This window comes from Streptomyces sp. NPDC059201, assembly GCF_042754585.1.
In the GTDB taxonomy this organism is placed as follows: Bacteria; Actinomycetota; Actinomycetes; order Streptomycetales; family Streptomycetaceae; genus Streptomyces.
Map to the genome: position 1 here is coordinate 709861 of NZ_JBHZBB010000002.1, position 24575 is coordinate 734435.

A 24575-nucleotide genomic window follows, 5' to 3' on the forward strand; every position below is an offset into this window, starting at 1 on the left:
GATAGCGTCACCCGCATGCGGATCATCCTCGTCACCGGAGCCGGCGGCGCCGGGCGCACCACGGTCGCCACCGCGACCGCCCTCGCCGAGGCCCACGCGGGCCACCGCGTCCTCCTCGTCCCCGGCGACACGGACCCGGCGGGGGGATCAGAGGAAGCCGGGCCCGCCGAGGACGCCGCCCGCGCCGCCGGACCCGGCACGCTCACCGTCCTGCGGCCCGACCCCGCCGGGGACTTCCGGCGCGAGTTCCTCGCCCTCCAGGCCCGCTCCGGGACCGTCCTCGACCTCCTCGGGGCCGCGCCGTTCGAGGACGCCGAACTCACCGAACTCCCCGGCAGCCGCCAGTTCGCCCTGCTCCGGGCGGTGCGCGAGGCCGCCGCCGGCGACCACGACCTCGCCGTCGTCGACCTCCCGCCGCTCCGCGAGGCGCTGACCGTCCTCGCCCTCCCCGAGCAGCTCCGCCGCTACCTCCGCCGCCTCCTGCCGCCCGAGCGGCAGGCCGCCCGCGCGCTGCGCCCGATGCTCGCCCAGCTCGCCGGCGTCCCCATGCCCGCCCAGTGGCTGTACGAGACCACCGCCCGCTGGGAGCGCGAGCTCGCCGCCGTCCAGGCGGTCGTCGAGGCCCCGGACACCACCGTCCGCCTCGTCCTCGAACCCGGCCCGGCCGCCGCCGCCACCCTCCGCGACGCCCGCCTCGGCCTCGCCGTCCAGGGCCTCGCCCTCGACGCCGTCGTCGTCAACCGGCTCCTGCCCGCAGCCTCCGAGGACCCCTGGCTCGCCGCCCTCACCGCCCAGCAGCACCGGCACCTGGAGACCCTCCGCGCCGACGCCGGGGACCTCCTGCACGAGCTGCCGCACCTCGGCCGCGACCCGCGCGGCCCCGAGGACCTCGCCCTGCTCGCCGCCGCCCGGCCCGGCCCGCCGCCCGCCGCCGCACCCGCGCCGACCGTCGAGGACCGGCGCGCGGAGGACGGCGTCCTCGTCTGGCACCTGCCGCTGCCCGGCGCCGTCAAGCAGGACCTCTCGCTCGTCCGCAGGGGCGACGAGCTGCTCCTCGGCGCCGGCCCCTTCCGCCGCACCCTGCCCCTCCCGCCCGCCCTGCGCCGCTGCACCGTCACCGGCGCCGGGCTCGTCGACGGCGACCTCGCGATCCGCTTCGCCCCCGACCCGGGACTGTGGCCCAAGCCCTCCTGACCACCGCCCCGGGCGTGTACCGTCGAAGGCAGGGAAGCGACGGAGGAGTACGCCATGAGCAGCGATCCGGACCCCTGGGCCGACGCGTGTGCCGAGGACCTGGAGGCGGAGAAGGCCCGCCGCCGTGCGCGGCACGGGGCGGAACCCGGCTCGCCCGCCGAGGAGTTCCGCAAGCTCTTCGAGGCCGTCACCGAGAAGCTCGGCGGCGGACTCGGCGCCGCGGCCCCGCTGTTCGGCGGGCACGGTGCCGCCGGAGCGGCCGCCCAGGCCGCCGAGACGGTCATGGGACTCGTCAACCAGGCGAAGGCCGCCGTCGAGCCGGTCATCGAGCGCAACCCGCAGGTCTTCGACCACCTCGCCGCCGCCGGGAGCGAACTCCTCGCCGCCTACCGCTCGGCCGTCGAGGGCCACGAGACCCGCTGGACCCGCGGCCCCGGCCTCTCCGAGGACGACCCCCGCCGCACCGCCGACACCGGTCGCGCGCCGGACGGCGACGCCGGGGACGTCGGCGAGGACCGTCCGGACGACCGCCGGGACGGCGAGGACGGGCCCACCACGGGCCGTCCCATCGACCTGGACTGATCAGTACGGCGCCTCCCCTCGGGTACGGTGGGCCCTAGCGGGGCTCGACCGAAAACTGAGGGACTCATGGGACTCACCATCGGCGTCGACATCGGCGGCACCAAGATCGCGGCCGGCGTGGTCGACGAGGAGGGCAGCATCCTCGGGACGCACACGGTGCCCACCCCGCCGACCCCCGAAGGCATCGTCGACGCCATCTGCGCCGCCGTCTCCGAGGCGGGCAAGGGCCACCAGATCGAGGCCGTCGGCATCGGCGCCGCCGGCTACGTCGACGACAAGCGGGCCACCGTCCTCTTCGCGCCGAACATCGACTGGCGGCACGAGCCGCTGAAGGACAAGGTCGAACAGCGCGTCGGCCTGCCCGTCGTCGTGGAGAACGACGCCAACGCCGCGGCCTGGGGCGAGTACCGCTTCGGCGCCGGCCAGGGCCACGAGGACGTCATCTGCATCACCCTCGGCACCGGCCTCGGCGGCGGCATCATCATCGGCAACAAGCTGCGCCGCGGACGCTTCGGCGTCGCCGCCGAGTTCGGCCACATCCGGGTCGTCCCGGACGGCCTGCTCTGCGGCTGCGGCAGCCAGGGCTGCTGGGAGCAGTACGCCTCCGGCCGCGCCCTCGTCCGGTACGCCCGGCAGCGCGCCGCCGCCACCCCCGAGCACGCCGGGGTCCTCCTGGGGCTCGGCGACGGCACCCCCGAGGGCATCCAGGGCAAGCACGTCAGCGAGGCCGCCCGCGCGGGCGACGCGGTCGCCATCGACTCCTTCCGCGAGCTGGCCCGCTGGGCCGGCGCCGGACTCGCCGACCTCGCCTCGCTCTTCGACCCCTCCGCCTTCATCGTCGGCGGCGGCGTCTCGGACGAGGGCGAGCTCGTCCTCGACCCGATCCGGAAGTCCTTCCGGCGCTGGCTGATCGGCGGCAGCCACCGCCCGCACGCCCAGGTGCTCGCCGCCCAGCTCGGCAACAAGGCCGGCCTCGTCGGCGCCGCGGACCTGGCCCGCCAGGGCTGACCCCGGCCCCCGGGCCCGTCGTATCCGGTCGATGCCCGTCGCGCCCCCCGGGGGCGGGGCGGGCATCCGCCCTATCGTGGGCCCATGGCCCTCGACGCGACCGGCGCGCTGCCCGCCTCCCGTACCGAGCCCGACGGCTCGGCCGTGGTACGGATCCTCAGCTACAACATCCGCTCGATGCGCGACGACGAGGACGCCCTCGCCCGGGTGATCCGGGCCTGCGCCCCCGACGTCGTCCTCGTCCAGGAGGCCCCGCGCTTCTTCCGCTGGCGCAAGCACGCGGCCCGGCTGGCCGCCAAGAGCGAACTGGTCGTCCTCTCCGGCGGGGCCACCGCCGCGGGACCGCTGCTGCTCTGCTCGCTGCGCGCCACCGTCGAGCGGACCGAGGACGTCCTGCTGCCGCTCACCCCCGGACTGCACCGGCGCGGCCTCGCCACCGCCGTCGTCCGCTTCGGGGCCGCCCGGCTGGGCCTGATCAGCTGCCACCTGAGCCTGCGGAAGGACGAGCGGTACGCCCAGGCAGGGCTGGTCCTCGACCGGGTCGCCGCGCTGGGGACCCCGTACACGATCGTCGCCGGCGACCTCAACGAGCCGGCCGGCGGCCCGGCGCACACCCGGCTCACGGGGACGCTCCGGGACGGCTGGGAGGCCAGGCCCCGGGGAGCCGAGCACACCTACCCCCCGGCCGAGCCGCGCCGGCGCATCGACGCGATCCTCGCGACGGACGGCGTCGAGTTCCTCGGCTGCGGCGTCCCCACCCACCTGGACCACGCCGACCTGACCGCCGCCACCGATCACCTGCCGGTGCTGGCGGCGGTCAGGCTCCGGGCGCCCGCCTGAGCGCGCGCCCGAGGTCCGGCCGAGGGGCTGTCAGACCACCGCGCCGCGGCCCGGGTCGTCGTAGCCGTCGTCGTCCTCGTCGTCGCCCTTCATCCGGGCCACCAGGGTCACGAAACCGCCCAGGAAGCCGCCCACGCACAGGGTCGTGAGCCACCAGGTCATGTCCCACTGGAGCATGACCGCGAGCAGCATCAGGACCGGCCCGCCGACCACCCCGAGCCACGCGAACTTGGTGGTGGTGTCCGCCTCCGGCAGCGGCGGCGGCTCCGGCGGCACGAAGTGCCCCTCCTCCGAGACGCCCCCGGCGCCCTCCTCCGGCTCCGCCAGGCTGTAGTCGCGCGGGCCGCCGCTCGGGCGCACCCCGGGCGCGAAGGTGATCGAGCTGCCGAGGGCCGGCTTCCCGTCCTCCTCGTCGCCCGAGTCGGGACCCGGCTCCGGCTCCGGCACCAGCGGCGACGGCGCCGCCGGCGTCGGCTGCTCCCGCTTCGGCTGCTCCGGCTTCCGCTGCTCCGGCTTCGGCTTGTCCGGCTTCGGCACGTCACTGCCCGAGGCGGCCCGGGCCTCGCGGGCCTCCAGCTCCTCCGGCTCCGGCAGCCTCAGGTTCTCGATCGGCCGGTAGGGCCGCGCCCCCGGAGGGTCCGCGGGCTCCTCGCCGTACCCCGCGACGATCGCGGCCCACGCCGCCTCCTCGTCGATGGGCTGCGGCTCCCGCTCGCCGCCGTCCTGCTGGTCAGTCACCGCTCCTGCTCCCCTTCCCGCCCACGAGTCCCGGGGCGAGACGCTCGACGAACGCCAGACTCTCCTCGAAGATCCTCTCCGCGTCATGGTCCAACGTCGCCACGTGGTAGCTCTGTTCCAGGAGGATCTCCCGGACGTCCGTGGAGGACACCCGGCTCAGCACGCGGGCCGAGTCGACGGGCGGCACCACGTGGTCCTGGGGGCTGTGCAGCAGCAGGAGCGGCTGCGTGACCTGCGGCAGCTCGCCGTCGAGCAGCCGGAAGAACCGGCGCAGCGAGTGCGCCGCGTGCAGCGGGACCCGGTCGTACCCGACCTCGGTCACGCCCTCCTTCGCGATGTCGTTGGAGACGCCCTTCGTCGTCGGGACGAGGTGCCGCACGACCGGCAGGGCGTGCGCGGCGAGGCCGTGCACCTTGTTGCCCGGGTTGACGAGCACGACGCCCCTGACCGCGTCGCCGTGCTTCGCGGCGAGCCGCAGGGTCAGCGCCCCGCCCATGGAGAGGCCGAAGACGAAGACGGTGGAGCAGCGGGCGGTCAGCTCGCGCAGCGCCCGGTCCACCTCCGCGTACCAGTCGTGCCAGGTGGTGAGCTGCATGTCCTGCCAGCGCGTGCCGTGCCCGGGCAGCAGCGGCACCGACACCGTCAGACCGCGGCCCGCGAGGTACTCGGCCCACGGGCGCATCGACTGCGGGGAACCGGTGAATCCGTGACAGAGAAGGACGCCGACCTCTCCGCCCTCATGGCGGTACGGCTCGGCTCCGGGAAGGACCGGCACCGGGGTCTCCTGTTCGGTTTGCGGCTCAGGCGCGTCGGGGGCGCCGGAGTCGTACGTCGATGGGGGAAGGACCTTCACGGTACGCGACCGGACCGACACCGACCAGGGCCGCAGCGGGGGCGGCGCGCGGGTACGGGATAAAGTCGGGGCGACGGCACACGGAAGGCTTGGCGAGTTGATCTACGGCGCAATGAAGTTCTCCATCGGCGGGTCCCTGAAGCTCGCCTTCCGGCCCTGGGTGGAGGGCCTGGAGAACGTGCCCGCCGAGGGGCCCGCGATCCTTGCCAGCAACCACCTGTCCTTCTCGGACTCCTTCTTCCTGCCCGCGGTCCTGGACCGCAAGGTCACCTTCATCGCCAAGGCGGAGTACTTCACCACGCCCGGTCTGAAGGGCCGGCTGACCGCCGCCTTCTTCAAGGGCGTCGGCCAGCTCCCGGTCGACCGCTCGGGCGCCCGCGGCGCCGGCGAGGCGGCGATCAAGGCCGGCATCGAGGTCATCGAGGGCGGCGGCCTCTTCGGCATCTACCCCGAGGGCACCCGCTCGCCCGACGGGCGTCTCTACCGCGGCAAGCCCGGCGGGCTCGCCCGGGTGGCGCTGGCCACCGGCGCCCCGGTGATCCCCGTCGCCATGATCGACACCGAGAAGATCCAGCCGCCCGGCAAGGTCGTCCCGAAGCTGATGCGCCCGGGGATCCGGATCGGCAAGCCGCTGGACTTCTCCCGCTACCACGGCATGGACGGCGACCGCTTCATCCTGCGCTCGGTGACCGACGAGGTCATGTACGAGATCATGAAGCTCTCCGGGCAGGAGTACGTCGACATCTACGCGACCGCCGCCAAGCGGCAGATCGCGGAGGCCGAGAAGGCCGCCAAGGAGGCCGTGAAGGCCGAGATCGCCGCACGGGAAGAGTCCGGCGCCTGACGCTCCCGACAGGGGCGCGCCGGTGGGGGTGGGGAGATGGCCAAGCGCGAGCGTGTCGTGCGCATGTCGGTCGAGCAGCCGTTGTGGCGGGCGCTGACCGGATACCGCGTCCTGACGATGGTCTACGCGGTGCTGATCTTCGCCACCGGCCGGGACCGCTACGAGCGGCCCTGGATCGGCGTCGCCTACCTGGCGGTGCTGTGCGTCTGGACCCTCGCCACCCTCCCCAGGGTGGCGAACGCGGCCAGCTGCACCAAGCGCTTCCTCGCCGCCGACCTCACCCTCGCCCTCACCGGCATCCTCCTCACCCCGCTCGCCGACGCCCACGCCCAGTCCGTGGACGGCCCCACGCTGCCGTCCATATGGACGGCCGGCTCGGTCCTCGCCTTCGCCATCAAGGGCGGCTGGCGCTGGGCGGGCCTCGCCTCCTCCCTCGTCGCCGTCGCCAACATCATCGAGCGCGCCCACCCCAGCCGGGACACCGTCCACAACGTGGTCCTGGTCTGGGTGGCCTCCATCGCCATCGGATACGTCGTCGAGGTCGCCCGCGCCTCCGAGCGCACCCTCGCGCGTGCCCTGGAGATCGAGGCCGCCACCCGCGAGCGCGAGCGGCTCGCCCGCGACATCCACGACAGCGTCCTCCAGGTCCTCGCCATGGTGCAGCGGCGCGGCACCGCCCTCGGCGGGGAGGCCGCCGAGCTGGGCCGGATGGCGGGCGAGCAGGAGGTCGCCCTGCGGACCCTGGTGGCCGGCGGTCTCACCCGTACCAGTCATGTCTCCGAGGACGAGTCCGAGGGGGCGGTCGTCCGGGTCGTCGAGGTCGACGACGAGCCCGCCGACGACACCCCGGTCGACCTGCGCACCCTGCTCGCCCCGCGGGCCGGCGCCAAGGTCACCCTCTCCGACCCCGGCGTGCCCGTGCCGCTGCCCTCCGCCGCCGCGCGCGAGCTGGCGTCCGCCGTCGGCGCCGCCCTGGACAATGTGCGGGTGCACGCGGGCGCGGACGCGCGCGCGTGGATCCTGGTCGAGGACTGGGACGACGAGGTCATCGTCACCGTCAGGGACGACGGGCCCGGCATCCCGGAGGGCCGCCTCGCCGAGGCGGAGGGCGAGGGCCGGATGGGCGTCGCGCTCTCCATCCGGGGGCGCCTGCGCGACCTGGGCGGCACGGCCGAGCTGATCTCGGTCCCCGGCCAGGGCACCGAAGTCGAACTGAAGGTCCCGCGACCGGCGCGGGGCGCACGGGGGAAGGCAGGAGAGAAGTGAACGAGGCACACAGCGGGGCGGAGCAGGGGCGGCCCATCAAGGTGATGGTCGTCGACGACCACCCGATGTGGCGGGACGCCGTCGCCCGCGACCTGGCCGAATCGGGCTTCGACGTGGTCGCCACCGCGGGCGACGGCGAGCAGGCCGTCCGCCGGGCCCCGGCCGCCGCCCCCGACGTCCTCGTCCTGGACCTGAACCTGCCGGCCAAGCCGGGCGTCCAGGTCTGCAAGGAGCTGGTCGGGACGCTGCCCGGGCTGCGGGTCCTGGTCCTCTCGGCGAGCGGCGAGCACGCCGACGTCCTGGAGGCCGTGAAGTCCGGCGCCACCGGCTACCTGCTGAAGTCGGCCAGCACCGAGGAGCTGACCGACGCGGTCCGCCGCACCGCCGCGGGCGACCCCGTCTTCACCCCGGGCCTGGCCGGCCTGGTCCTCGGCGAGTACCGCCGCCTCGCCTCCGAGCCCGCCCCCTCCGGCGGCGCCGGGGAGCCCGAGGCGCCGCGCCTGACCGACCGTGAGACCGAGGTCCTGCGGCTCGTCGCCAAGGGCCTGAGCTACAAGCAGATCGCCGAGCGGCTGGTCATCTCGCACCGCACCGTGCAGAACCACGTCCAGAACACCCTGGGCAAGCTCCAGCTGCACAACCGCGTCGAGCTCGTCCGGTACGCGATCGAGCGCGGCCTCGACGAGGGCTGACCGGCCGGGGCACCGGGCGCGGGGCCGGACAGGGCCGTATATTCGCGGTGGTACGGGCGAAAACGCCCCAATCGCACCGAGGGGACGGTCGTCGTGGAGATCCTGGCATTCGGCGTGCAGGCGGACGAGAAGCCGATGATCGAGAAGGCGTTCGCGGGCCACCACGACGTCCGCTGCCTCGACGTCTTCCTCACCGAGGACACCGCGCCCATCGCGGCCGGCTACGAGGTCATCTCCACCAGCGTCAACGCCAGCCTCGACCACCGGGTCCTCCAGACCCTGGCGGCCGGCGGGACCCAGATGATCGCCCAGCGCTCCACCGGCTTCAACAACATCGACCTGGAGGTCGCCGAGCGCCTCGGCCTCACCGTCGCCCGGGTCTCGTACTACTCGCCCTACTCCGTCGCCGAGTTCGCCTGGACCCTCGCGATGGCGGTCAACCGGCGGATCGTCCGCGCCTCCAACCGCACCCGCGACTTCGACTTCCGCCTCGACGGGCTGATGGGCCGCGACATGCGGGGCCGTACCGCGGGCGTCCTCGGCACCGGCAAGATCGGCGAGGCGTTCGCCCGGATCGCCCACGGCTTCGGCATGCGGCTCCTCGGCTGGGACGTCGCCGAGAACCCCGCCTGCGCCGCACTCGGCATGGAGTACGTCGACAAGGACCGGCTCCTCGCCGAGTCCGACCTCGTCAGCCTCCACGTGCCGCTGCTGCCCGCCACCCACCACATCATCGACGCCGCAGCGCTCGCGTCCATGAAGGACGACGCGATCCTGGTCAACTCCAGCCGCGGCGGGCTCGTCGACACCGAGGCCCTCGTCACCGAACTGCGCGCCGGCCGCTTCGCCGGCGTCGGCCTCGACGTCTACGAGGCGGAGGCCGGCCTCTTCTTCCTCGACAAGTCCCTCGCCGGCGTCGAGGACGACACCCTGGCCCGCCTGGTGACCTTCCCGAACGTGGTCGTGACGAGCCACCAGGCGTACTACACCGTCGACGCGGTCGGCCAGATCATCGACACCACGGTCCAGAACGTCCTCGACTACACCGCCGGCAAGCGCGGCGAGAACGTCCTGGTCCCGCGTCTGTCCTCCTGAGGCCCTTTCTTCCGGGGCCGCCTCCTCCTGACCGCTAGACCAGGACCCCGGCCAGCAGCGAGGCCGTCACCGCCGCGCCCTCCAGCGTCAGCACCGACTCCGGGTGGAACTGGACGCCCGCGAAGCCCGGCCCGCGCAGCGCGTGCACCTCGCCCGTCTCCGCGTCCCGGCTCACCTCGATCCGGTGCAGCGCCAGCTCCGTCGCCTCCCGCTCGTCGCAGCGCGCCGTGAAGCTGTTGTAGAAGCCGACGACGCGCTCCTGGCCGAACAGGTCGATGCGGACCTGGGCGCCCTGGAAGGGGGTGCGCTTGCGGACGATGTCCAGGCCCAGCTCGGCGGCGATCAGCTCATGGCCCAGGCACACCCCCAGCAGGCCGTACCGGTGCCCGCGCAGCAGCTCGGCGGCGAGCCCGCGCAGGAACCGCATCTTCGGGTCCGCCGCGTCCGACGGGTCGCCGGGCCCGGGGCCCAGCACCACCGGGCCCTCGTGGGCGAGCGCCAGCTCCCGCAGCCCCGGCTCGTCGTAGCGCAGCACCGACACCTCCAGGCCCGAGGAGCGCAGCAGGTGCGCCAGCATCGCCGTGAAGGTGTCCTCCCCGTCGACGACCAGCGCGTGGCCCGTCAGCTCCGCCGACCCCATCTGCATCCGCAGCCAGAACGGCGCCAGGTCCGCCCGCCGGGCGTCCAGCGCGGCCCGCACCCGCGGATCGTCCGCCAGCCGCGGCCGCGCCGGCGCGTCCTCCGCCGCCGGGCGCCCCTCCCGCACCCCGAGCGCCGCCAGCACGCCCGCCGCCTTCGCGTGGGTCTCCGCGACCTCGCCCGCCGGGTCCGAGTGGCGCACCAGGGTCGCCCCCACCCCCACCCGGAGGCGTCCGTCGGCCGCGATGTCGGCGGTACGGATGAGGATGGGGGAGTCCAGCGTCTGCGCCCCGACCTCGTCCGTGCCGAGCAGCGCGAGCGCGCCCGCGTAGTAGCCGCGCCCGCCCGCCTCGTGACGTTCGATCACCCGGCAGGCGTTCTGGACCGGCGAGCCCGTCACGGTCGCGGCGAACATGGTCTCCCGCAGCACCTCCCGCACGTCCAGCGAGGACCGCCCGCGCAACTCGTACTCGGTGTGGGCGAGATGGGCCATCTCCTTCAGCCGGGGTCCGATCACCACGCCGCCCATGTCCCCGACCGTGCACATCATCTTCAGCTCCTCGTCGACCACCATGGAGAGCTCCTCGGTCTCCTTGCGGTCGGCGAGGAAGGTGAGCAGCCCCTCGGGGGTCGGCGCCTCCCCGTCCGGGTAGCGGTACGTGCCGCTGATCGGGTTCATGACGACGGTGCCGCCCGCCATCCGCACGTGCACCTCGGGGCTGGCGCCGACCAGGACCCGCTCCCCGGTGTGCACGACGAAGGTCCAGTACGCGCCCCGCTCGGCCCTGAGCAGCCGCCGGAAGAGGGCCAGCGCGTCGGCCCGCCCGAAGCCGGGGATCTCGCCGGTGTACGTCCTCCGGATGACGAAGTTGGCGCCCTCGCCGGCGCCGATCTCCTCCTCGATCACGCGCCGCACGGTGGCGGCGTACTCCTCGTCGGAGACGTCGAAGCCTCCGCCGGTCACGGCGACGGGGTGCGCGGGCAGCGCGTCCAGCGCCTCGCCGAGCGGGAGTTCGTACGTCTCCTCGGCGACGAGCACCGACAGCGGCGTCCCGTCGTCGCGCACGTCGAAGCCGCGCTCCCGGATCTGACGGAACGGCACCAGCGCGAGCGACGGCCGCTCGCCGACCGGCAGTTCGGCGAGCCGCTCGGCCTCGTGGACGGCGCCGATCAGGACCTCGACGGTGTCGTGGTCACGGCCGGGGGTGCGGCGGCGGAGCAGGGCGAAGGGCGGTGCGGAGTCGTCGAGGAGACGGGAGAGGTCGAAGTCCATGGGAGTGGGTTCCTTCCGGTCGAGTACGGAGAGGAACGGCCTCGCGGGTACGAGAAAGGCCGCCCCTCGGGCGGCCTTCGCGTGGTCTTCGGTACGCGTGATCAGCAGGCCGCCGGAGGGACGGTCCACCACCAGTTCTGGTCGGGAGTCGCGTACATGCGAGCACTGTAACCCAGCCGGCGACGCGGGCGGGGCCCGTTCCGCACCGTGGACGGCGCGGAACAGGCCCCGGACGGGACGCTCACCCGATCAGACGATCAGGTTGTAGACCCCCCAGCCGCCGCCGACGCGGACGCGCGCGGCGTACGGGTTCGGGTAGCCGCTGCTGTTCTTGTACGACCACAGGACGCCGGTCCTGTCGCGGGCGATCAGGTCCGGCTTGCCGTCCCGGTCCAGGTCACCGGGGCCGACCATGAGGTCGTAGGTGCCCCAGCCGCCGCCGACCTTGGCGCGCGCGGCGTACGGGTTCGGGGAGGCGCCGGTGTTCCGGTACATCCACAGGTAGCCGGTCTTGTCGCGGGCGATCAGGTCGGGCTTGCCGTCGGCGTTCATGTCGCCGGTGCTGATCAGCTCGTTGTAGACGTGCCAGCCGCCGCCGACGCGGACCCGGGTCGCGAAGGGGTTCGGGGTGGCGCCGGTGTTCCTGTACAGCCAGAGCACGCCGGTCCTGTCGCGGGCGATCAGGTCCGCCCGGCCGTCGCCGTTCATGTCGCCGACGCCGAGGATCTTGTCGTAGACGTTCCAGCCGGCGCCGACCCTCAGCCGCGTCTTGAACGGGACGGAGGGGTTGCCGGTGCCCTTGTAGTACCAGAGCACCCCCTCCTTGTCCCGCGCGACGAGGTCACCCGCGCCGTCGGCACGGAGCGTCGTCATCGGCGAGACCGTGTTGTACACCTGCCACCCCGGCCCGACCCGGTACTTCGTCAGGAACGGCGCGGCCCCCCCACTGCCGGTCCCCTGGTACTGCCAGAGCACACCGGCGGCGTCACGGGCGATGATGTTGTTGCGGTTGCTGGTGGTGACGGGCGCGGTGGCGTTGACCACCTTGACGTCCTTGGACTGCACCCACGCGATGCGGTGGTTGTAGTGGATCGGGATGAACCGCGTCGTCCCGTGGACGCGGATCCCGTCCTTGTTGTAGGCGCTGTAGTAGTAGTCGCCCGCGACCTCGGCGCCCGCGGCGATGTACGCCTGGCCCGCCGGGATCGTGTACTTGGTCAGCGGGTCCTCGTTCTTGAAGCGGCCCGCGCTGTCGTCCTGGATCGGGACGCCCGTGCCCGCGTAGTCCGCGCGGGCGGGGTAGGCGCGGCCGTAGACCTTGACCGCCGCCGTGCCGGCCGGCTTCACCACGGTCTTCGCGGTGTTCACCAGGGACGTGTACTGCCCGCCGGGGTTGTGGAACCACGCCTTCTGGCCGCCGTACCAGATGGCGGTCCAGTTGGTCGCGGTGCCCGCGACGACGTACTGGCCGCCGGCGACGACCTTGTTGCCCCAGTTGTCGCCGCTGTTCCACACGGCCCCGGAGATGTAGGGGTCCTTGACGGTGGCGGACGAGGTGCTCGGCTGCGTGTAGAGGTACCCGAAGTTCGTCGGCTGCGCGGGGGCGGTCTTCCGCCTCACGACGCCGTCGCTGCCCTTCTCCGTGTACGTCAGCGGGGGCTGGTTCGCCGAGGTGAACGGCGGGACCACGCGGACCGTCTGACCGGTCTGGAGCAGACCGCCGGCGCCGTCGGAGCCGATCGGGGAGCCGATCTTGGTCATGAAGCGGTTCCAGTCCCAGAACGGACCCGGATCCCAGTGGACGCCCGAGGCGAGGGGATCGGCCACGCCCGGGATCTCGTCGTGGCCGATGATGTGCTCACGGGTCAGCGGGACCTTGTACTTGGTCGCCAGGTACTTCACCAGCTCCGCGGTGGTGTCGTACTGCGACTCCTTGTACCAGTTGCTGCCGCCCTTGATGGCGTAGCCCTCGTGCTCGATGCCGATCGAGTGCATGTTGAGGGTCTTGTTGCCGGCGTGGAACGCCTCGTTCTTGGTCTCGACCATCTGCGTGACCTTGCCGGTGGCGTCCACGATGTAGTGGGCGCTGGCCCACCGCTCCGGGTCCTTGAAGGTGGCCACGGCTCCGGCGAGGGTTCCCTCGACGTCGTGGATCACGATCTGCCGGATGTCGAAGCCGCCCTGGCCGTACGGCACGCGGCTCGCGATGTTGAAGTTGCCCTTGTTCTGGACGTACGCGGCCGAGTTGTACGAGCAGGCCAGACCGGACGGGCACTCGGGCGTCGTGGCCGTGGTGGCTGCGGACGTCGCGGCGAGCGGCACGTTCGACGGCTTGACCGGTTCGACCGCCGGGTCGGCCGGCAGGACGACCTGCTCGCCGTCCGCGGTGATCTCCGCCTCGCCCGTCTTGATCGACTCGAAGACGCGCTTGGCGAACTGGTCGGCACCCTTGCGGTCCGAGGACTGGCTGTAGCGCGCCACGGCGGGGTACCAGTCGCCCGGCTCCCGCGACAGCTCGGCGCCCGCCTGCTTCTGGTACTCGGCGAGCAGTGCCGCGCCGGCCCGGATGGAGGCGTTGGGGTCGTTCTGGACGGTGTCCGTCGGGCTGTCGATCAGCTCGGCGGCCTTGTCCAGGGTGTGCAGCTTCGGGTCGTCGGTGTCGACGTCCTGCTTCGGCAGCGGCGCCAGCATCTTCTTCTTGTCGATCTTCTTGTCGATCGACGGGTCGCCGGTACCGTTGACGAGGTGCTCGATGTGCTCTTCCGAGTCCTCGAGGTCCTCCGGGTCGACCTTCGTCAGACCCATGACGTTGTAGTCACCGGTGACGCTCGGCTGCCCGTCGTGCGACTCCCAGCGCGTCTGGCGGTACGAGACCGCCATCAGGACGCTCTGCGGTACGTCGAACTCCTGCGCCGCCGCCGCGAACTGCTCCTGGAGGGTGGACGCGTCGGCGGGCTTCGCGTCGTCGGCCGTGCCGAGGAGGCCCGGCGAGGCGACCGCGAGGGTCCCGATCGTGGCGGTCGCGACGACCGCGGCGGCCGCTCCGTACAAGAGTCGTTTCTTCTTGCGATCCCTGCGGTGCCTCTGGGTCACGCCCACCCCTGTGTCGTCAGCTATGTATGTGTATGCCTGTGCAGGCAGGTTTGCTCGTTTGCTAAACGCGGGTGAGGGTAACATCACTCGATGGCGTGAAGATCGCCCACGGACATAACGGGCGCGCGTCTCAGTCACTGGGCACGGGACAGGACAGGACGAAGAACCCCGTAGTGTTGTCCGCGTGACCGTGAACGCTGAATCCCACGCCGTCGCCAAGGCGACCTGGCGAGACCTGCCCGCGGCGCAGCAGCCCGAGTACCCCGATGCCGAGGCTCTGCGCGATGTGATCGCGGACCTCGAGTCGTATCCTCCGCTCGTCTTCGCCGGCGAGTGCGACCAGCTGCGCGCCCGGATGGGAGCCGTCGCCCGTGGCGAGGCGTTCCTGCTCCAGGGCGGCGACTGTGCCGAGGCTTTCGACGCGGTGTCGGCGGACCACATCCGGGCCAAGCTGAAGACCCTGCTCCAGATGAGCGCCGTCCTGACGTACGCCGCCTCCGTGCCCGTCGTCAAGGTCGGCCGCATCGCCGGGCAGTACTCCAAGCCCCGCTCCAAGGGCACCGAGACCCGTGACGGGGTGACGCTCCCCACCTACCGGGGCGACTCCGTCAACGGCTTCGACTTCAACGAGAAGGCCCGCGTCCCGGACCCCGAGCGCCTCAAGCGGATGTACAACGCCTCCGCCTCCACGCTCAACCTGGTCCGCGCCTTCACCACCGGTGGCTACGCCGACCTGCGCCAGGTGCACGCCTGGAACCAGGACTTCGTGAAGTCGTCCCCGTCGGGCCAGCGCTACGAGCAGCTCGCCCGCGAGATCGACAACGCGCTGAACTTCATGAAGGCGTGCGGCACCGACCCGGCCGAGTTCAAGGCCGTCGAGTTCTACGCCTCCCACGAGGCGCTGCTGCTCGACTACGAGGGCGCCCTGACCCGTACCGACTCGCGCACCGGCAAGCTGTACGACACCTCCGGCCACATGGTCTGGATCGGTGAGCGCACCCGCCAGCTGGACCACGCCCACATCGAGTTCGCCGCGCAGATCGCGAACCCGATCGGCATCAAGCTGGGCCCGACGACCACGCCGGAGGAGGCGCTGACGTACATCGAGCGCCTCGACCCGGAGCGCGAGCCGGGCCGGCTGACCTTCATCGTCCGCATGGGCGCCGACAAGGTCCGGGACAAGCTCCCGGAGCTGGTCGAGAAGGTCACAGCCTCGGGCGCCACCGTCGCCTGGGTGACCGACCCGATGCACGGCAACACCTTCGAGGCGGCCTCGGGCCACAAGACCCGCCGCTTCGACGACGTGCTCGACGAGGTCAAGGGCTTCTTCGAGGTCCACAAGGCGCTGGGCACCCACCCGGGCGGCATCCACGTCGAGCTCACCGGTGACGACGTCACCGAGTGCGTGGGCGGCGGCGACGAGATCTTCGTCGACGACCTGCACCAGCGCTACGAGACGGCCTGCGACCCGCGCCTCAACCGGAGCCAGTCGCTCGACCTCGCGTTCCTCGTGGCCGAGATGTACCGCGATCAGTAAGTAGATAGATACTCCCCCAGCGCTGCCGCTGGGAGGTGCCCCCAGGGGCGCGGATCCTTGTGATCCGCGCCCCATCGTCGTATCGAAGGCTTTTACGCTCCCCGGCTGCCGGGTAAGGTTAGGTAAACCTAATCGATCTCGGCGGGAGGTGAACCGCGTGTACGTCTGCTCATGCTTCGGTGTCACGGAGAAGCAGGTCAAGGAGCACGCGGAGGCCGGCGCCTGCACGCCCCGCCAGATCGCCTCCGCCTGCAAGGCGGGCACGGACTGCGGTTCGTGCGTGCGCCGTATCCAGGCGCTGCTCGGGCGGGGCAACTGCCCGCGCCGCGAGCTGCTGGACCAGGGCGTCCCCGCCCTCTCGGCCGAGGTCTCCGACGCGGAGGTCGTCGACCTTCCCGAGGCCGCCTAGCCCGGCTGCCGCCCGGCCGCTAGCTCGGCTGCTCGATGAGCGTCGAGATGTAGAGCGCCTCGCCCAGCGACTCGATCAGCTCCAGCTGCGTGTCCAGGTAGTCGATGTGGTGCTCCTCGTCCGCGAGGATCTCCTCGAAGAGGTTGGCCGAGGTGATGTCGCCCTTGGCGCGCATGACCTCGATGCCGCGCTTGAGGCGGTCGATCGCCTCCACCTCGACCTGGCGGTCCGCCTGGAACATCTCGGTGAGGGTCTGGCCGACGCGCACGTGGAACAGCCGCTGGTAGTTGGGCAGGCCGTCGAGCATCAGGATGCGCTCGGTCAGCTTGTCCGCGTGCTTCATCTCGTCGATGGACTCTTCGCGGGTGTACTTCGCGAGCTTCGTCCAGCCCTTGTTGTCCTGGATGCGGTAGTGCAGCCAGTACTGGTTGATGGCCGTCAGCTCGCCGGTCAGCTGCTCGTTCAGAAACTCCAGGACCTCGGGGTCGCCCTGCATCGCTCCAGGTTCCTTCCATCACGGGGTGTATCCACCCCGTCACGGGGCAGGATGGCCGCATCCTCGCACTCCGAATGGGGGGCGTCCAGTAAGTGCAGGCTTAGTAGGACTTGCCCGAATGGCTGCGTCCGGGTGGGTGGCTGGTCATGACCACCCCTCGCCGTCTGTCACCATGGAGGACATGGGTCAGCCGGAGAGCGGAGTACACCGGGAAGTGGGGACGCCGGAGATTTCGCCCGAGCTCCCGCCGGGGCAGCGGCTCCAGCGCGGCTGGCCGGTCACCCATTACGGCCCCGTGCCCAAGTTCAAACCGGAGCGCTGGGAGTTCCGCGTCTTCGGCGCGACCGCCGACGGCGACAAGCGCTGCTGGGACCACGAGGAGTTCTCGGCCCTGCCGTTCTCCACGGTCGTGGCCGATCTGCACTGCGTCACCAAATTCAGCATGCTCGGAGCCGAATGGGGCGGGGTTGCCGCCCGTACGATCCTGGAGCTCGCGCCGCCCGCGCCGCATGTCACGCACGTGATGGTCTGGGCCGAGTACGGCTACAGCGCCAACATGCGGCTCGCGGACTTCGCCGCCGAGGGCACGATCTTCGCCACCCACAAGGACGGCGAGCTGCTCACCGCCGAGCACGGCTTCCCGCTGCGCCTCGTCGTGCCGCACCTGTACGCCTGGAAGGGCCCGAAGTGGGTCCGGGGCGTGGAGTACATGACGGCCGACCGCCGGGGCTTCTGGGAGGAGCGCGGCTACCACAACCTCGGCGACCCGTGGAACGAGCAGCGCTACTCGTACCAGGAGGAACCGGGCGACGGCCCGGAGCTGTAGTACGCCCCGGGCCCGTCGTTCCGTACGGCTCTCTCAGTGGTGGTACTGGTGCACCACCGCGTGGCCCTTGCCGCGTCCGATCAGCCACTTGTTCACCGGTGTGGTGACCACGAAGGCGACGAGGAAGGCGAAGGCGAGCGCGCCCCAGAAGAACGGCGCGTCCAGGTGGGCGTCCATGGCGCCCGGGACGAGCAGCAGCACGCCGTTGTCGACGATCTCCATGACGGCGATCGAGAGGGTGTCGGCGGCGAGCGCGACCTTGATGGCGGCCTTGAGGTCCAGGCCGGCGGCGAGGACGCCGCGCAGCGTGAGCGCGTAGCCGAAGAAGAACGCCAGCGCGATCGCGAGGACCATGGTCTGCGCGTTGCCCCAGCCGAGTGCCGTACCGATGATCATGCCGAGGACCTCGCCGATGGCGCAGCCGGTGAGGCAGTGGAGGGTGGCCTTCGCCGCCATGCTCCAGGACGCCCCGCCGGCGTGGCCGGCGTGGTCGGTGTGGCTGGTGTGACCAGCGTGCTCCGCGTGACCGGCGTGACCGGCGTGGCTGGTGTGGTCGGCGTGGCCTGTGTGGTGGTCGTGCGCTTCGTGCTCCATGAGGGTGCCCCCAACCTCGGGTAGCGGTTCCTGCCTACACAGGAACCGTATACCCCCATGGGGTATTCCTCAACGCGGTTTCCTCACCGCAGCTTCTTCAGCAGCTCGATGTCGGCGACGTGCCCCTCCTTGCCGCCGGGGGTCTCGATGATCAGCGGGACGCCCTCGGTGGCCGGGTGGCGCAGGAGCTGCCGGAAGGGCTCCTGGCCGATGTGGCCGACGCCGATGTTGGCGTGCCGGTCCTTGTGCGCGCCGACGACGTCCTTCGAGTCGTTGGCGTGGATCAGCCGCAGCCGGCCCTCGCCGACCGTGGCGACCAGCTCGTCCAGGGTCCGTACCGCCCCGCCCGGCTCCGCCAGGTCGTGGCCGGCCGCGAAGATGTGGCAGGTGTCCAGGCAGATCCCCAGCTTGGGGTGGTGGTCGAGCGCGTCGAAGTACGGGCCGAAGTCCTCCGCCTTGGAGCAGAGCGAGAAGCCCTGGCCCGCCGTGGACTCCAGGAGCAGGTACGGGTCGTCCTCGTGGGTCAGCTCGTCGAGCAGCGGCAGCATCCGCTCCCGCACCTGCGCCAGGGCCTCCTCGCGGGGGCGGCCGCCGGTCGCCGAGCCGGTGTGGACGACGACGCCCTGCGCGCCGATCTCCCGGCCGCGCCGCAGCGAGTGGCGCAGCGACTCCACCGACTTCTCGACGGTGGCTTCCGTGTGGGAGCCGAAGTTGATCAGGTACGGGGCGTGCACCCAGGCCGAGATCGACTCGGCGGCGCACTCCTCCCGGAACCGCTCGTCCTGGGCGGGGTTGCCGGTCGGGGTGGCCCAGCCGCGCGGGTTGGCGACGAAGACCTGGACGGTCTCGGCGCCCAGCTCGCGGGCGTAGCCGAGGCCGGTGGTGGCGAGACCGCCGGCCACGGGGACGTGGCCGCCGACGGGGTTGCGCATGGTTCTCAGATTCCCTTGATGGTGATGGCGACGGTGGAGCCCTCCGGGGCGGTCCCGCCGCCCTCGACGGACTGGCCCGTGACCTCGTCCCCGAGGAAGGGGAAGGACTTCTCCACCTTCGCCTCGAAGCCCGCGGCCTCCAGCTCCTCGACGGCCTCGTCGGTCGTCATGCCGACGACGTCCGGGACCTCGATCTGGCGCGGCCCCTTCGACACCGTCAGGGTGACCGCGTCGCCCTTCGCGGCCCGGCTGCCCTCGGCGAGGGACTGGGCGGCGACGGATCCGGCGTCCTCGGGGGAGTGCACCCGCTCCGGCGCGACGGAGACCTTGAGGCCGGCCTCCTGGAGGGTGGCGGTGGCGTCGGCGACGGTCTCGCCGGTCACGTCCGGGACGTCGACCGGGGCGCCCTTGCTGACCAGCAGCGCGACGGCCGAGTCCGGGGCCCGCTCGGTGCCCGGCTCCGGGTCGGTGCTGATGACCGCGCCCTGGGCGACGGAGGCGTCGAAGGCGGTGGAGACCACGCCGGGGGCGAGGCCCTGCTCCGTCAGGATCCGTTTGGCCTCGTCCAGCGGCTTGTTCTTCAGGTTGGGGACCTTCACGATCTCCGGGCCCCGGGAGAGGGTGAGGGTGACGGTGACGTGGCTGCGGACCCGCTCGCCGGGTGCCGGGTCGACGCCCATCACCGTGCCGCGCTCGTACACGTCGCTGAAGGCGCGCTTCGTCGTGCCCAGCTCAAGCCCGGCGTCGGTGAGCCGCTGAGTGGCCGCCTGCTCGGTCTGGCCGAGGACGGCGGGGACGCGGGTGAACTGGCCGGCGTTGATGTACCAGACGCCGGCGCCGACGCCGAGCGCGAGCAGGACGCCGAGGACGAGCAGGAGCGGGCCGCGCGGTGCCGGACGGCGGGCGCGGCGCGGGCGGGCGGCCGGCGGGGCCTCGGGGGTCGCGAGGCGGCTGGTGTGCTGCACGGCGTGCGGGTCGGTGGTCTCCGCCGGGGGCACCGGGCGGGCGATCACGCTGGTGCGGTCCTCGCCGGTGTCCCGCTGCTCGGTCCGCGCGCGCGGCGGCAGCGCGTCCAGCTGGCCGTCGGTGAGCGGGGCGCGCGCCTCGCGGAGCAGGGCGAGGAGCTCCACGGCGTCGTGCGGGCGGACCTCGGGGTTGCGGGCGGTCGCGGCGGCGACCAGCTCGTCCAGCTCAAGCGGCAGCCCGGGGACGGCGGCGGACGGGGCCGGCACGTCGGTGTTCAGGTGCTGGTAGAGGACCTGGGCGGGGGTGTCGCCCGCGTGCGGCTTGCCGCCCGTCAGCATCTCGTACAGGACGACCCCGCAGGCGTACACGTCCGCCCGGGTGTCGGCGGTGCCGTGCTCGATCTGCTCGGGGGCGAGGTACGAGACGGTGCCGAGGACCGCGCCGGTGGTGGCGGTCGCCGAGCCGACGGACCGGACGAGGCCGAAGTCGGCGACCTTGACCCGCCCGTCGTCCCCTATCAGCACGTTCTCCGGCTTCATGTCCCGGTGGACGAACCCGGCCCGGTGCGCGGCGCCGAGCGCGGCGAGCACCGGCTCCAGGATGTCCAGGGCGGCGCGGGGCTGGAGGGCGCCGCGCTCGCGGAGCACGTCGCGCAGGGTGCAGCCGGAGACGTACTCCATCGCCAGGTAGACGTACGCGCCCTCGGCGCCCTGGTCGAAGACGGCGACGACGTTCGGGTGCGCGAGGCGGGCCACGGACTTCGCCTCGCGGATGAACCGCTCGACGAAGACGGCGTCCGCCGCCAGGGCCGGGTGCATCACCTTGAGCGCGAGGACGCGGTCGAGGCGGGTGTCGACGGCCCGGTAGACCGTGGCCATCCCGCCGACGGCGATGCGCGCGTCGACGCGGTAGCGGCCGTCGAGCAGCCGCCCGACGAGGGGGTCGTGAAGGGTCGTGTCCACGGCGTCGAGTCTACGAGCCGGTACGGACACCCCCCGCCCCACGGGCCCCGACCGCAGCACGCTTGTGACGTACCCCGCCCCCAGGGGGGCGGGGGGACGGTGGCGCCGGGTCAGAAGGCGGGGCGTTCCGGGTCCAGCCGGGCGCGGCCCTCGGTGGGGGAGGACGCCTCCGCGAAGTGGCGGCGCGGGATGCGGCCCGCGCGGTGGGCCAGCCGGCCCGCCTCGACCGCGTGGCGCATCGCCGAGGCCATCAGGACCGGCTCCTGCGCGCGGGTCACCGCCGAGGCGAGCATCACCGCCGCGCAGCCCAGTTCCATCGCGAGTGCCGCGTCCGAGGCGGTGCCCGCCCCGGCGTCCAGGATCACCGGGACGCCGGCCCGCTCCACGATCAGCTCGAAGTTGTGCGGGTTGCGGATGCCGAGACCGGAGCCGATGGGGGAGCCGAGCGGCATGATCGCCGCGCAGCCGACGTCCTCCAGCTTCCGGGCCAGGACCGGGTCGTCGTTGGTGTACGGGAGGACGGTGAAGCCGTCGTCGACCAGGGTCTCGGCGGCGTCCAGGAGCTCGACCCCGTCCGGCAGGAGGGTCCGCTCGTCGGCGACCACCTCCAGCTTGATCCAGTCGGTGCCCAGCGCCTCCCGGGCGAGCCGGGCGGTCAGGACGGCCTCGCCCGCCGTGTAGCAGCCCGCCGTGTTCGGCAGCACGCGGATGCCGAGCCGGTCCAGGACGGAGAGGACCGAGCCCTGCACGGTGGGGTCCAGGCGGCGCATGGCGACCGTGGTGAGCTCGGTGCCGCTCGCCACCAGGGAGCGCTCCAGGACGTCCAGGCTGGGGGCGCCGCCGGTGCCCATGATGAGACGGGAGGAGAACTCCGTACCGCCGAGGACGAAGGTGTCGTCGGACATCGCGCTCAGCCCCCCTGCACCGCGGTCAGGACCTCGACCCGGTCGCCGTCGGCGAGCAGCGTCGCGGCCCACTCGCCGCGCGGCACCACCGTCTCGTTGACGGCGGCGGCGACCCCGGAGGGCGCGGTGGTGAGGTCGGCGACCAGGGTGGCCAGGGAGACGGGGCCGGCGAGCGCGCGCGGCTCGCCGTTCACGGACACGTTCATACGGGCTGCTCCTGACGTACGGAGAGAGCGGTGGGGAAGCGGCGGGGGGAGAAGGGGCGCGCCTCGTCGGGCAGGAGGCCGGTGGTGAGCACCTCCGCCATGACGTCGCCGGTGACGGGGGTGAGGAGGACCCCGTTGCGGTAGTGGCCGGTGGCCAGGTGGAGGCCCGGGAGGGCGCTCGGGCCGAGCAGCGGCGCGTTGTCGGGGGAGCCGGGGCGCAGTCCGGCGAGGGTCTCGGTGAGCGGCAGCTCGGTCAGGCCCGGGACCAGCTCGTGGGCGTCGCGCAGCAGCTCGTACACCCCGCCCGCGGTCACCGTGGTGTCCCAGCCCAGCTCCTCGCTGGTGGCGCCGACGACCAGCTCGCCGTTCTCGCGCGGCACCAGGTAGACGTGGCTGCCGCGGACCACGGCCCGGACGGTGCGGGAGAGGAAGGGGGCGTACGGGGCGGGGATCCGCAGCCGCAGGGCCTGGCCCTTCACCGGGCGGACCGGCGGCAGGACGGCCGGCGGCACGCCCGCGAGGCGGCCGCTGAGGCTGCCCGCCGCGAGGACGGTCTGGCCCGCGGCGAGCTCGGTGCCGTCGGCGAGGACGACCCCGCGGGCCCGGTCGCCGGTCACGACGAGCCGCTCCGCGATGGCCCGGTGGAAGGCCACTCCGGCCCGCTCGCAGGCGGTGAGCAGCGCGGTGGCCAGCCGGCGCGGGTCGACCTGGTGGTCGCCGTCCACCCGCAGCCCGCCGCGCACGCCGGGCGCCAGCATGGGTTCGAGGCGGCGGCACTCGCGCCCGCTCAGCCATTCGGAGGCGAGCCCGCAGCGGGTCTGGAGGGCGTGCAGTTCGCGCAGGTGGGCCCGGTCGTCGGCGTCGAGCGCGACGGCGAGGGTGCCGCAGGCGCGGTAGCCGACGTCGAGGCCGGTGGCCTCCTCCAGCTCGGCGACGAACGCGGGGTAGCGCGCGGCGGAGGCGAGGTTGAGCCCGAGCAGGGTCTCCTCGCCGTAGTGCAGTTCGGTGACGGCGGCGAGCATGCCCGCCGCGACCCGGGCGGCGCCGCCGCCCGGGTCGGGGTCGACGACCGCGACGCTCAGCCCGCGCCGGGCCGCCCGCCAGGCCGTGACGAGGCCGATGATGCCCCCGCCGACCACGAGGACGTCGGTGCTCTGGAGCTTTCCTTCGGAAGAACGCATGGGCGTTCCGCCCCTCCCTTCGCCGGCATGACCCGGATCAGGTTCGTACGGTCGGAGGCCGGCCAGCCTCCCTCTCAGCCCGGTGCGTCCGGGCTCCCGCGAGTGGTGTGTGCCCGCCACCCTAGCCCCCGTCCGCGGAGCGCCACAGGGCACCTCTCTTTCTGACGGCACGTCAGATGCGTAAGGTGGACGGGTGAGCGAGCAGAAGCAGACCCAGCGGCACGTCGTGATCGTCGGCGCGGGCATGGCGGGCGTCCAGACCGCCGTCGCCCTGCGCGAGCAGGGCTTCGAGGGCCCCGTCACCCTCATCGGCGGCGAACCCCACCAGCCCTACGACCGGCCCCCGCTCTCCAAGGCCGTCCTCCTCGGCAAGGCCGAGCACTCCGCCTTCGACGTCGACTTCGAGTCCCTCGGCGTCGACCTCCGCCTCGGCCTCGACGTCACCGGACTGCGCCCCGCCGACCACGAGCTCGACACCGAGGCGGGCCCCGTCCCGTACGACACCCTCGTCCTCGCCACCGGCGCCCACCCGCTCACCCTCCCCGGCAGCGACGGCGTCCCCGGCGTCCACCTGCTGCGCACCCTCGACGACGCCGTCCGCCTCGGCCCCGTCCTGGCCGGCCGCGGAAGCGTCGTCGTGGTCGGCGCCGGCTGGATCGGCGCCGAGTTCGCCACCGCCGCCCGCGAGGCCGGCTGCGCCGTCACCGTCGTCGAGGCCGCCGCCCTCCCGCTCGCCGGAGCCCTGCCCGCCGAGGTCACCACCGCCATGGCCGGCTGGTACGCCGAGAGCGGCGCCGAACTCCTCACGCACGCGCGCGTGGCCACCGTCCGGCCCGGCACCGTCGTCCTCGCCGACGGCCGCGAACTGCCCGCCGACGCCGTCGTCGTCGGCATCGGCGCCCGCCCCGCCACCGACTGGCTCGCCGGCTCCGGCATCGCCCTCGACCCGAGCGGCGCCGTCACCGCCGACGACCGGCTGCGCACCTCCCTGCCCGACGTGTACGCCGTCGGCGACTGCGCCTCCTTCCCGTCCGCCCGCTACGACGAGCGGCTCCTCGTCCACCACTGGGACAACGCCCTCCAGGGCCCCCGCACGGTCGCCGCGGGCATCACCGGCGCCGACGGCGCGGCCCCGGAGCCGTACGACCCCGTCCCGTACTTCTGGTCCGAGCAGTTCGGCCGCTTCGTCCAGTACGCGGGCCACCACGCGGGCGCCGACGCGCTGGTGCGGCGCGGCGACCCGGCCGGCGCCTCCTGGTCGGTGCTCTGGCTGCGCGACGGCGCGCCGGTCGCGCTGCTCGCCGTCGGCCGCCCCCGCGACCTCGCCCAGGGGCGCAAGCTCATCGAGGCCGGCACGCCCCTCGACCCCGACCGCGCCGCCGACCCGACCGTCCCGCTGAAGTCGGCGGTCCGGTAGCACCGGCAGCACGGGCAGCACCGGGGC

The 24575-nt window shown here is 73.1% G+C and carries 23 protein-coding genes and 1 riboswitch; of the genes, 12 read left to right on the forward strand and 11 right to left on the reverse strand.

Features of this window, described 5'->3' with window-relative positions; translation table 11 throughout:
* Positions 1-15: 15 nt before the first annotated feature.
* The 4 genes from ACFXMG_RS09040 (at position 16) to ACFXMG_RS09055 (ending at position 3624) form a co-directional block, all read left to right on the forward strand.
* Positions 16-1194: an ArsA family ATPase gene (locus tag ACFXMG_RS09040; protein ID WP_383823307.1), complete on the forward strand. Its 1179-nt coding sequence runs from the start codon at positions 16-18 to the stop codon at positions 1192-1194.
* 54 nt (positions 1195-1248) lie between these two features.
* Positions 1249-1776 carry a DUF5304 domain-containing protein gene (locus tag ACFXMG_RS09045; protein WP_383823309.1) on the forward strand — a complete coding sequence of 176 codons (528 nt, stop codon included), beginning with the start codon at positions 1249-1251 and terminating at the stop codon, positions 1774-1776.
* A 66-nt stretch (positions 1777-1842) separates the two neighbouring features.
* On the forward strand, positions 1843-2784 hold the full coding sequence (locus tag ACFXMG_RS09050; RefSeq protein WP_383823312.1) for an ROK family glucokinase: 942 nt from the start codon (positions 1843-1845) through the stop codon (positions 2782-2784).
* 84 nt (positions 2785-2868) lie between these two features.
* Positions 2869-3624 (forward strand): endonuclease/exonuclease/phosphatase family protein, encoded by a 756-nt coding sequence (locus tag ACFXMG_RS09055; protein WP_383823315.1) that lies wholly within the window; start codon positions 2869-2871, stop codon positions 3622-3624.
* A gap of 30 nt (positions 3625-3654) precedes the next feature.
* Here the strand turns inward: ACFXMG_RS09055 and ACFXMG_RS09060 are convergent, their stop codons facing one another.
* Complete coding sequence (locus ACFXMG_RS09060) at positions 3655-4362, reverse strand: hypothetical protein (protein ID WP_383823317.1); 708 nt, start codon at positions 4360-4362, stop codon at positions 3655-3657.
* Complete coding sequence (locus ACFXMG_RS09065; protein ID WP_383823320.1) at positions 4355-5137, reverse strand: alpha/beta hydrolase; 783 nt, start codon at positions 5135-5137, stop codon at positions 4355-4357. Before ACFXMG_RS09065 ends, ACFXMG_RS09060 begins: the two co-directional genes overlap by 8 nt.
* A 190-nt stretch (positions 5138-5327) precedes the next feature.
* Here ACFXMG_RS09065 and ACFXMG_RS09070 point away from each other — a divergent pair, with 190 nt between their 5' ends.
* From ACFXMG_RS09070 to ACFXMG_RS09085, 4 genes are all read left to right on the forward strand, one after another.
* Positions 5328-6059 (forward strand): 1-acyl-sn-glycerol-3-phosphate acyltransferase, encoded by a 732-nt coding sequence (locus tag ACFXMG_RS09070; RefSeq protein WP_189945126.1) that lies wholly within the window; start codon positions 5328-5330, stop codon positions 6057-6059.
* Positions 6060-6095: 36 nt separating this feature from the next.
* A complete protein-coding gene (macS, locus tag ACFXMG_RS09075) occupies positions 6096-7325 on the forward strand; it encodes a MacS family sensor histidine kinase (RefSeq protein ID WP_383823323.1) in 1230 nt (409 codons plus the stop codon).
* Between the two features lie 44 nt (positions 7326-7369).
* Positions 7370-8017: a response regulator gene (locus ACFXMG_RS09080; RefSeq protein ID WP_383823379.1), complete on the forward strand. Its 648-nt coding sequence runs from the start codon at positions 7370-7372 to the stop codon at positions 8015-8017.
* A gap of 93 nt (positions 8018-8110) precedes the next feature.
* Complete coding sequence (locus ACFXMG_RS09085) at positions 8111-9112, forward strand: 2-hydroxyacid dehydrogenase (protein ID WP_383823325.1); 1002 nt, start codon at positions 8111-8113, stop codon at positions 9110-9112.
* 34 nt (positions 9113-9146) lie between these two features.
* On the opposite strand, the gene ACFXMG_RS09090 is transcribed toward ACFXMG_RS09085, so the two are convergent.
* Both ACFXMG_RS09090 and ACFXMG_RS09095 read right to left on the reverse strand, forming a co-directional pair.
* Complete coding sequence (locus ACFXMG_RS09090) at positions 9147-11024, reverse strand: anthranilate synthase family protein (protein WP_383823328.1); 1878 nt, start codon at positions 11022-11024, stop codon at positions 9147-9149.
* A gap of 249 nt (positions 11025-11273) precedes the next feature.
* On the reverse strand, positions 11274-14117 hold the full coding sequence (locus ACFXMG_RS09095) for an N-acetylmuramoyl-L-alanine amidase (RefSeq protein ID WP_383823331.1): 2844 nt from the start codon (positions 14115-14117) through the stop codon (positions 11274-11276).
* Between the two features lie 184 nt (positions 14118-14301).
* On the opposite strand from ACFXMG_RS09095, the gene ACFXMG_RS09100 reads away from it, so the two are divergent.
* Complete coding sequence (locus ACFXMG_RS09100) at positions 14302-15654, forward strand: class II 3-deoxy-7-phosphoheptulonate synthase (protein WP_383823334.1); 1353 nt, start codon at positions 14302-14304, stop codon at positions 15652-15654.
* Positions 15655-15802: 148 nt separating this feature from the next.
* On the forward strand, positions 15803-16063 hold the full coding sequence (locus ACFXMG_RS09105; RefSeq protein WP_383823336.1) for a bacterioferritin-associated ferredoxin: 261 nt from the start codon (positions 15803-15805) through the stop codon (positions 16061-16063).
* A 19-nt stretch (positions 16064-16082) separates the two neighbouring features.
* Here ACFXMG_RS09105 and bfr read toward each other — a convergent pair whose 3' ends face one another.
* Positions 16083-16559 carry a bacterioferritin gene (gene bfr / locus ACFXMG_RS09110; protein WP_030314454.1) on the reverse strand — a complete coding sequence of 159 codons (477 nt, stop codon included), beginning with the start codon at positions 16557-16559 and terminating at the stop codon, positions 16083-16085.
* A 181-nt stretch (positions 16560-16740) separates the two neighbouring features.
* Between bfr and ACFXMG_RS09115 the strand changes: the two genes are divergently transcribed.
* Positions 16741-17385 carry a sulfite oxidase-like oxidoreductase gene (locus ACFXMG_RS09115; protein WP_383823338.1) on the forward strand — a complete coding sequence of 215 codons (645 nt, stop codon included), beginning with the start codon at positions 16741-16743 and terminating at the stop codon, positions 17383-17385.
* A 33-nt stretch (positions 17386-17418) separates the two neighbouring features.
* On the opposite strand, the gene ACFXMG_RS09120 is transcribed toward ACFXMG_RS09115, so the two are convergent.
* From ACFXMG_RS09120 to thiO, 6 genes are all read right to left on the reverse strand, one after another.
* Positions 17419-17979 carry a DUF4396 domain-containing protein gene (locus ACFXMG_RS09120; RefSeq protein WP_383823341.1) on the reverse strand — a complete coding sequence of 187 codons (561 nt, stop codon included), beginning with the start codon at positions 17977-17979 and terminating at the stop codon, positions 17419-17421.
* Positions 17980-18062: 83 nt separating this feature from the next.
* Positions 18063-18911, reverse strand: coding sequence for a deoxyribonuclease IV (locus ACFXMG_RS09125; protein ID WP_383823344.1), 849 nt, complete (start codon positions 18909-18911; stop codon positions 18063-18065).
* A gap of 5 nt (positions 18912-18916) precedes the next feature.
* Positions 18917-20839, reverse strand: a complete 1923-nt coding sequence (pknB, locus tag ACFXMG_RS09130) for a Stk1 family PASTA domain-containing Ser/Thr kinase (protein ID WP_383823347.1) — start codon at positions 20837-20839, stop codon at positions 18917-18919.
* Positions 20840-20949: 110 nt separating this feature from the next.
* The gene (locus ACFXMG_RS09135) at positions 20950-21744 is read right to left on the reverse strand and encodes a thiazole synthase (protein WP_383823350.1); all 795 of its coding nucleotides are present in this window, start codon (positions 21742-21744) and stop codon (positions 20950-20952) included.
* 5 nt (positions 21745-21749) lie between these two features.
* Positions 21750-21950, reverse strand: coding sequence for a sulfur carrier protein ThiS (gene thiS, locus ACFXMG_RS09140; RefSeq protein WP_383823353.1), 201 nt, complete (start codon positions 21948-21950; stop codon positions 21750-21752).
* Positions 21947-23131: a glycine oxidase ThiO gene (gene thiO, locus ACFXMG_RS09145; RefSeq protein WP_383823355.1), complete on the reverse strand. Its 1185-nt coding sequence runs from the start codon at positions 23129-23131 to the stop codon at positions 21947-21949. The genes thiS and thiO overlap by 4 nt, the downstream gene beginning before the upstream one ends.
* A riboswitch (TPP riboswitch) is annotated at positions 23129-23241 on the reverse strand. (Overlaps the previous gene by 3 nt.)
* A gap of 83 nt (positions 23242-23324) precedes the next feature.
* Here thiO and ACFXMG_RS09150 point away from each other — a divergent pair.
* On the forward strand, positions 23325-24548 hold the full coding sequence (locus ACFXMG_RS09150) for an NAD(P)/FAD-dependent oxidoreductase (RefSeq protein WP_383823358.1): 1224 nt from the start codon (positions 23325-23327) through the stop codon (positions 24546-24548).
* The last annotated feature ends 27 nt before the right edge of the window (positions 24549-24575 follow it).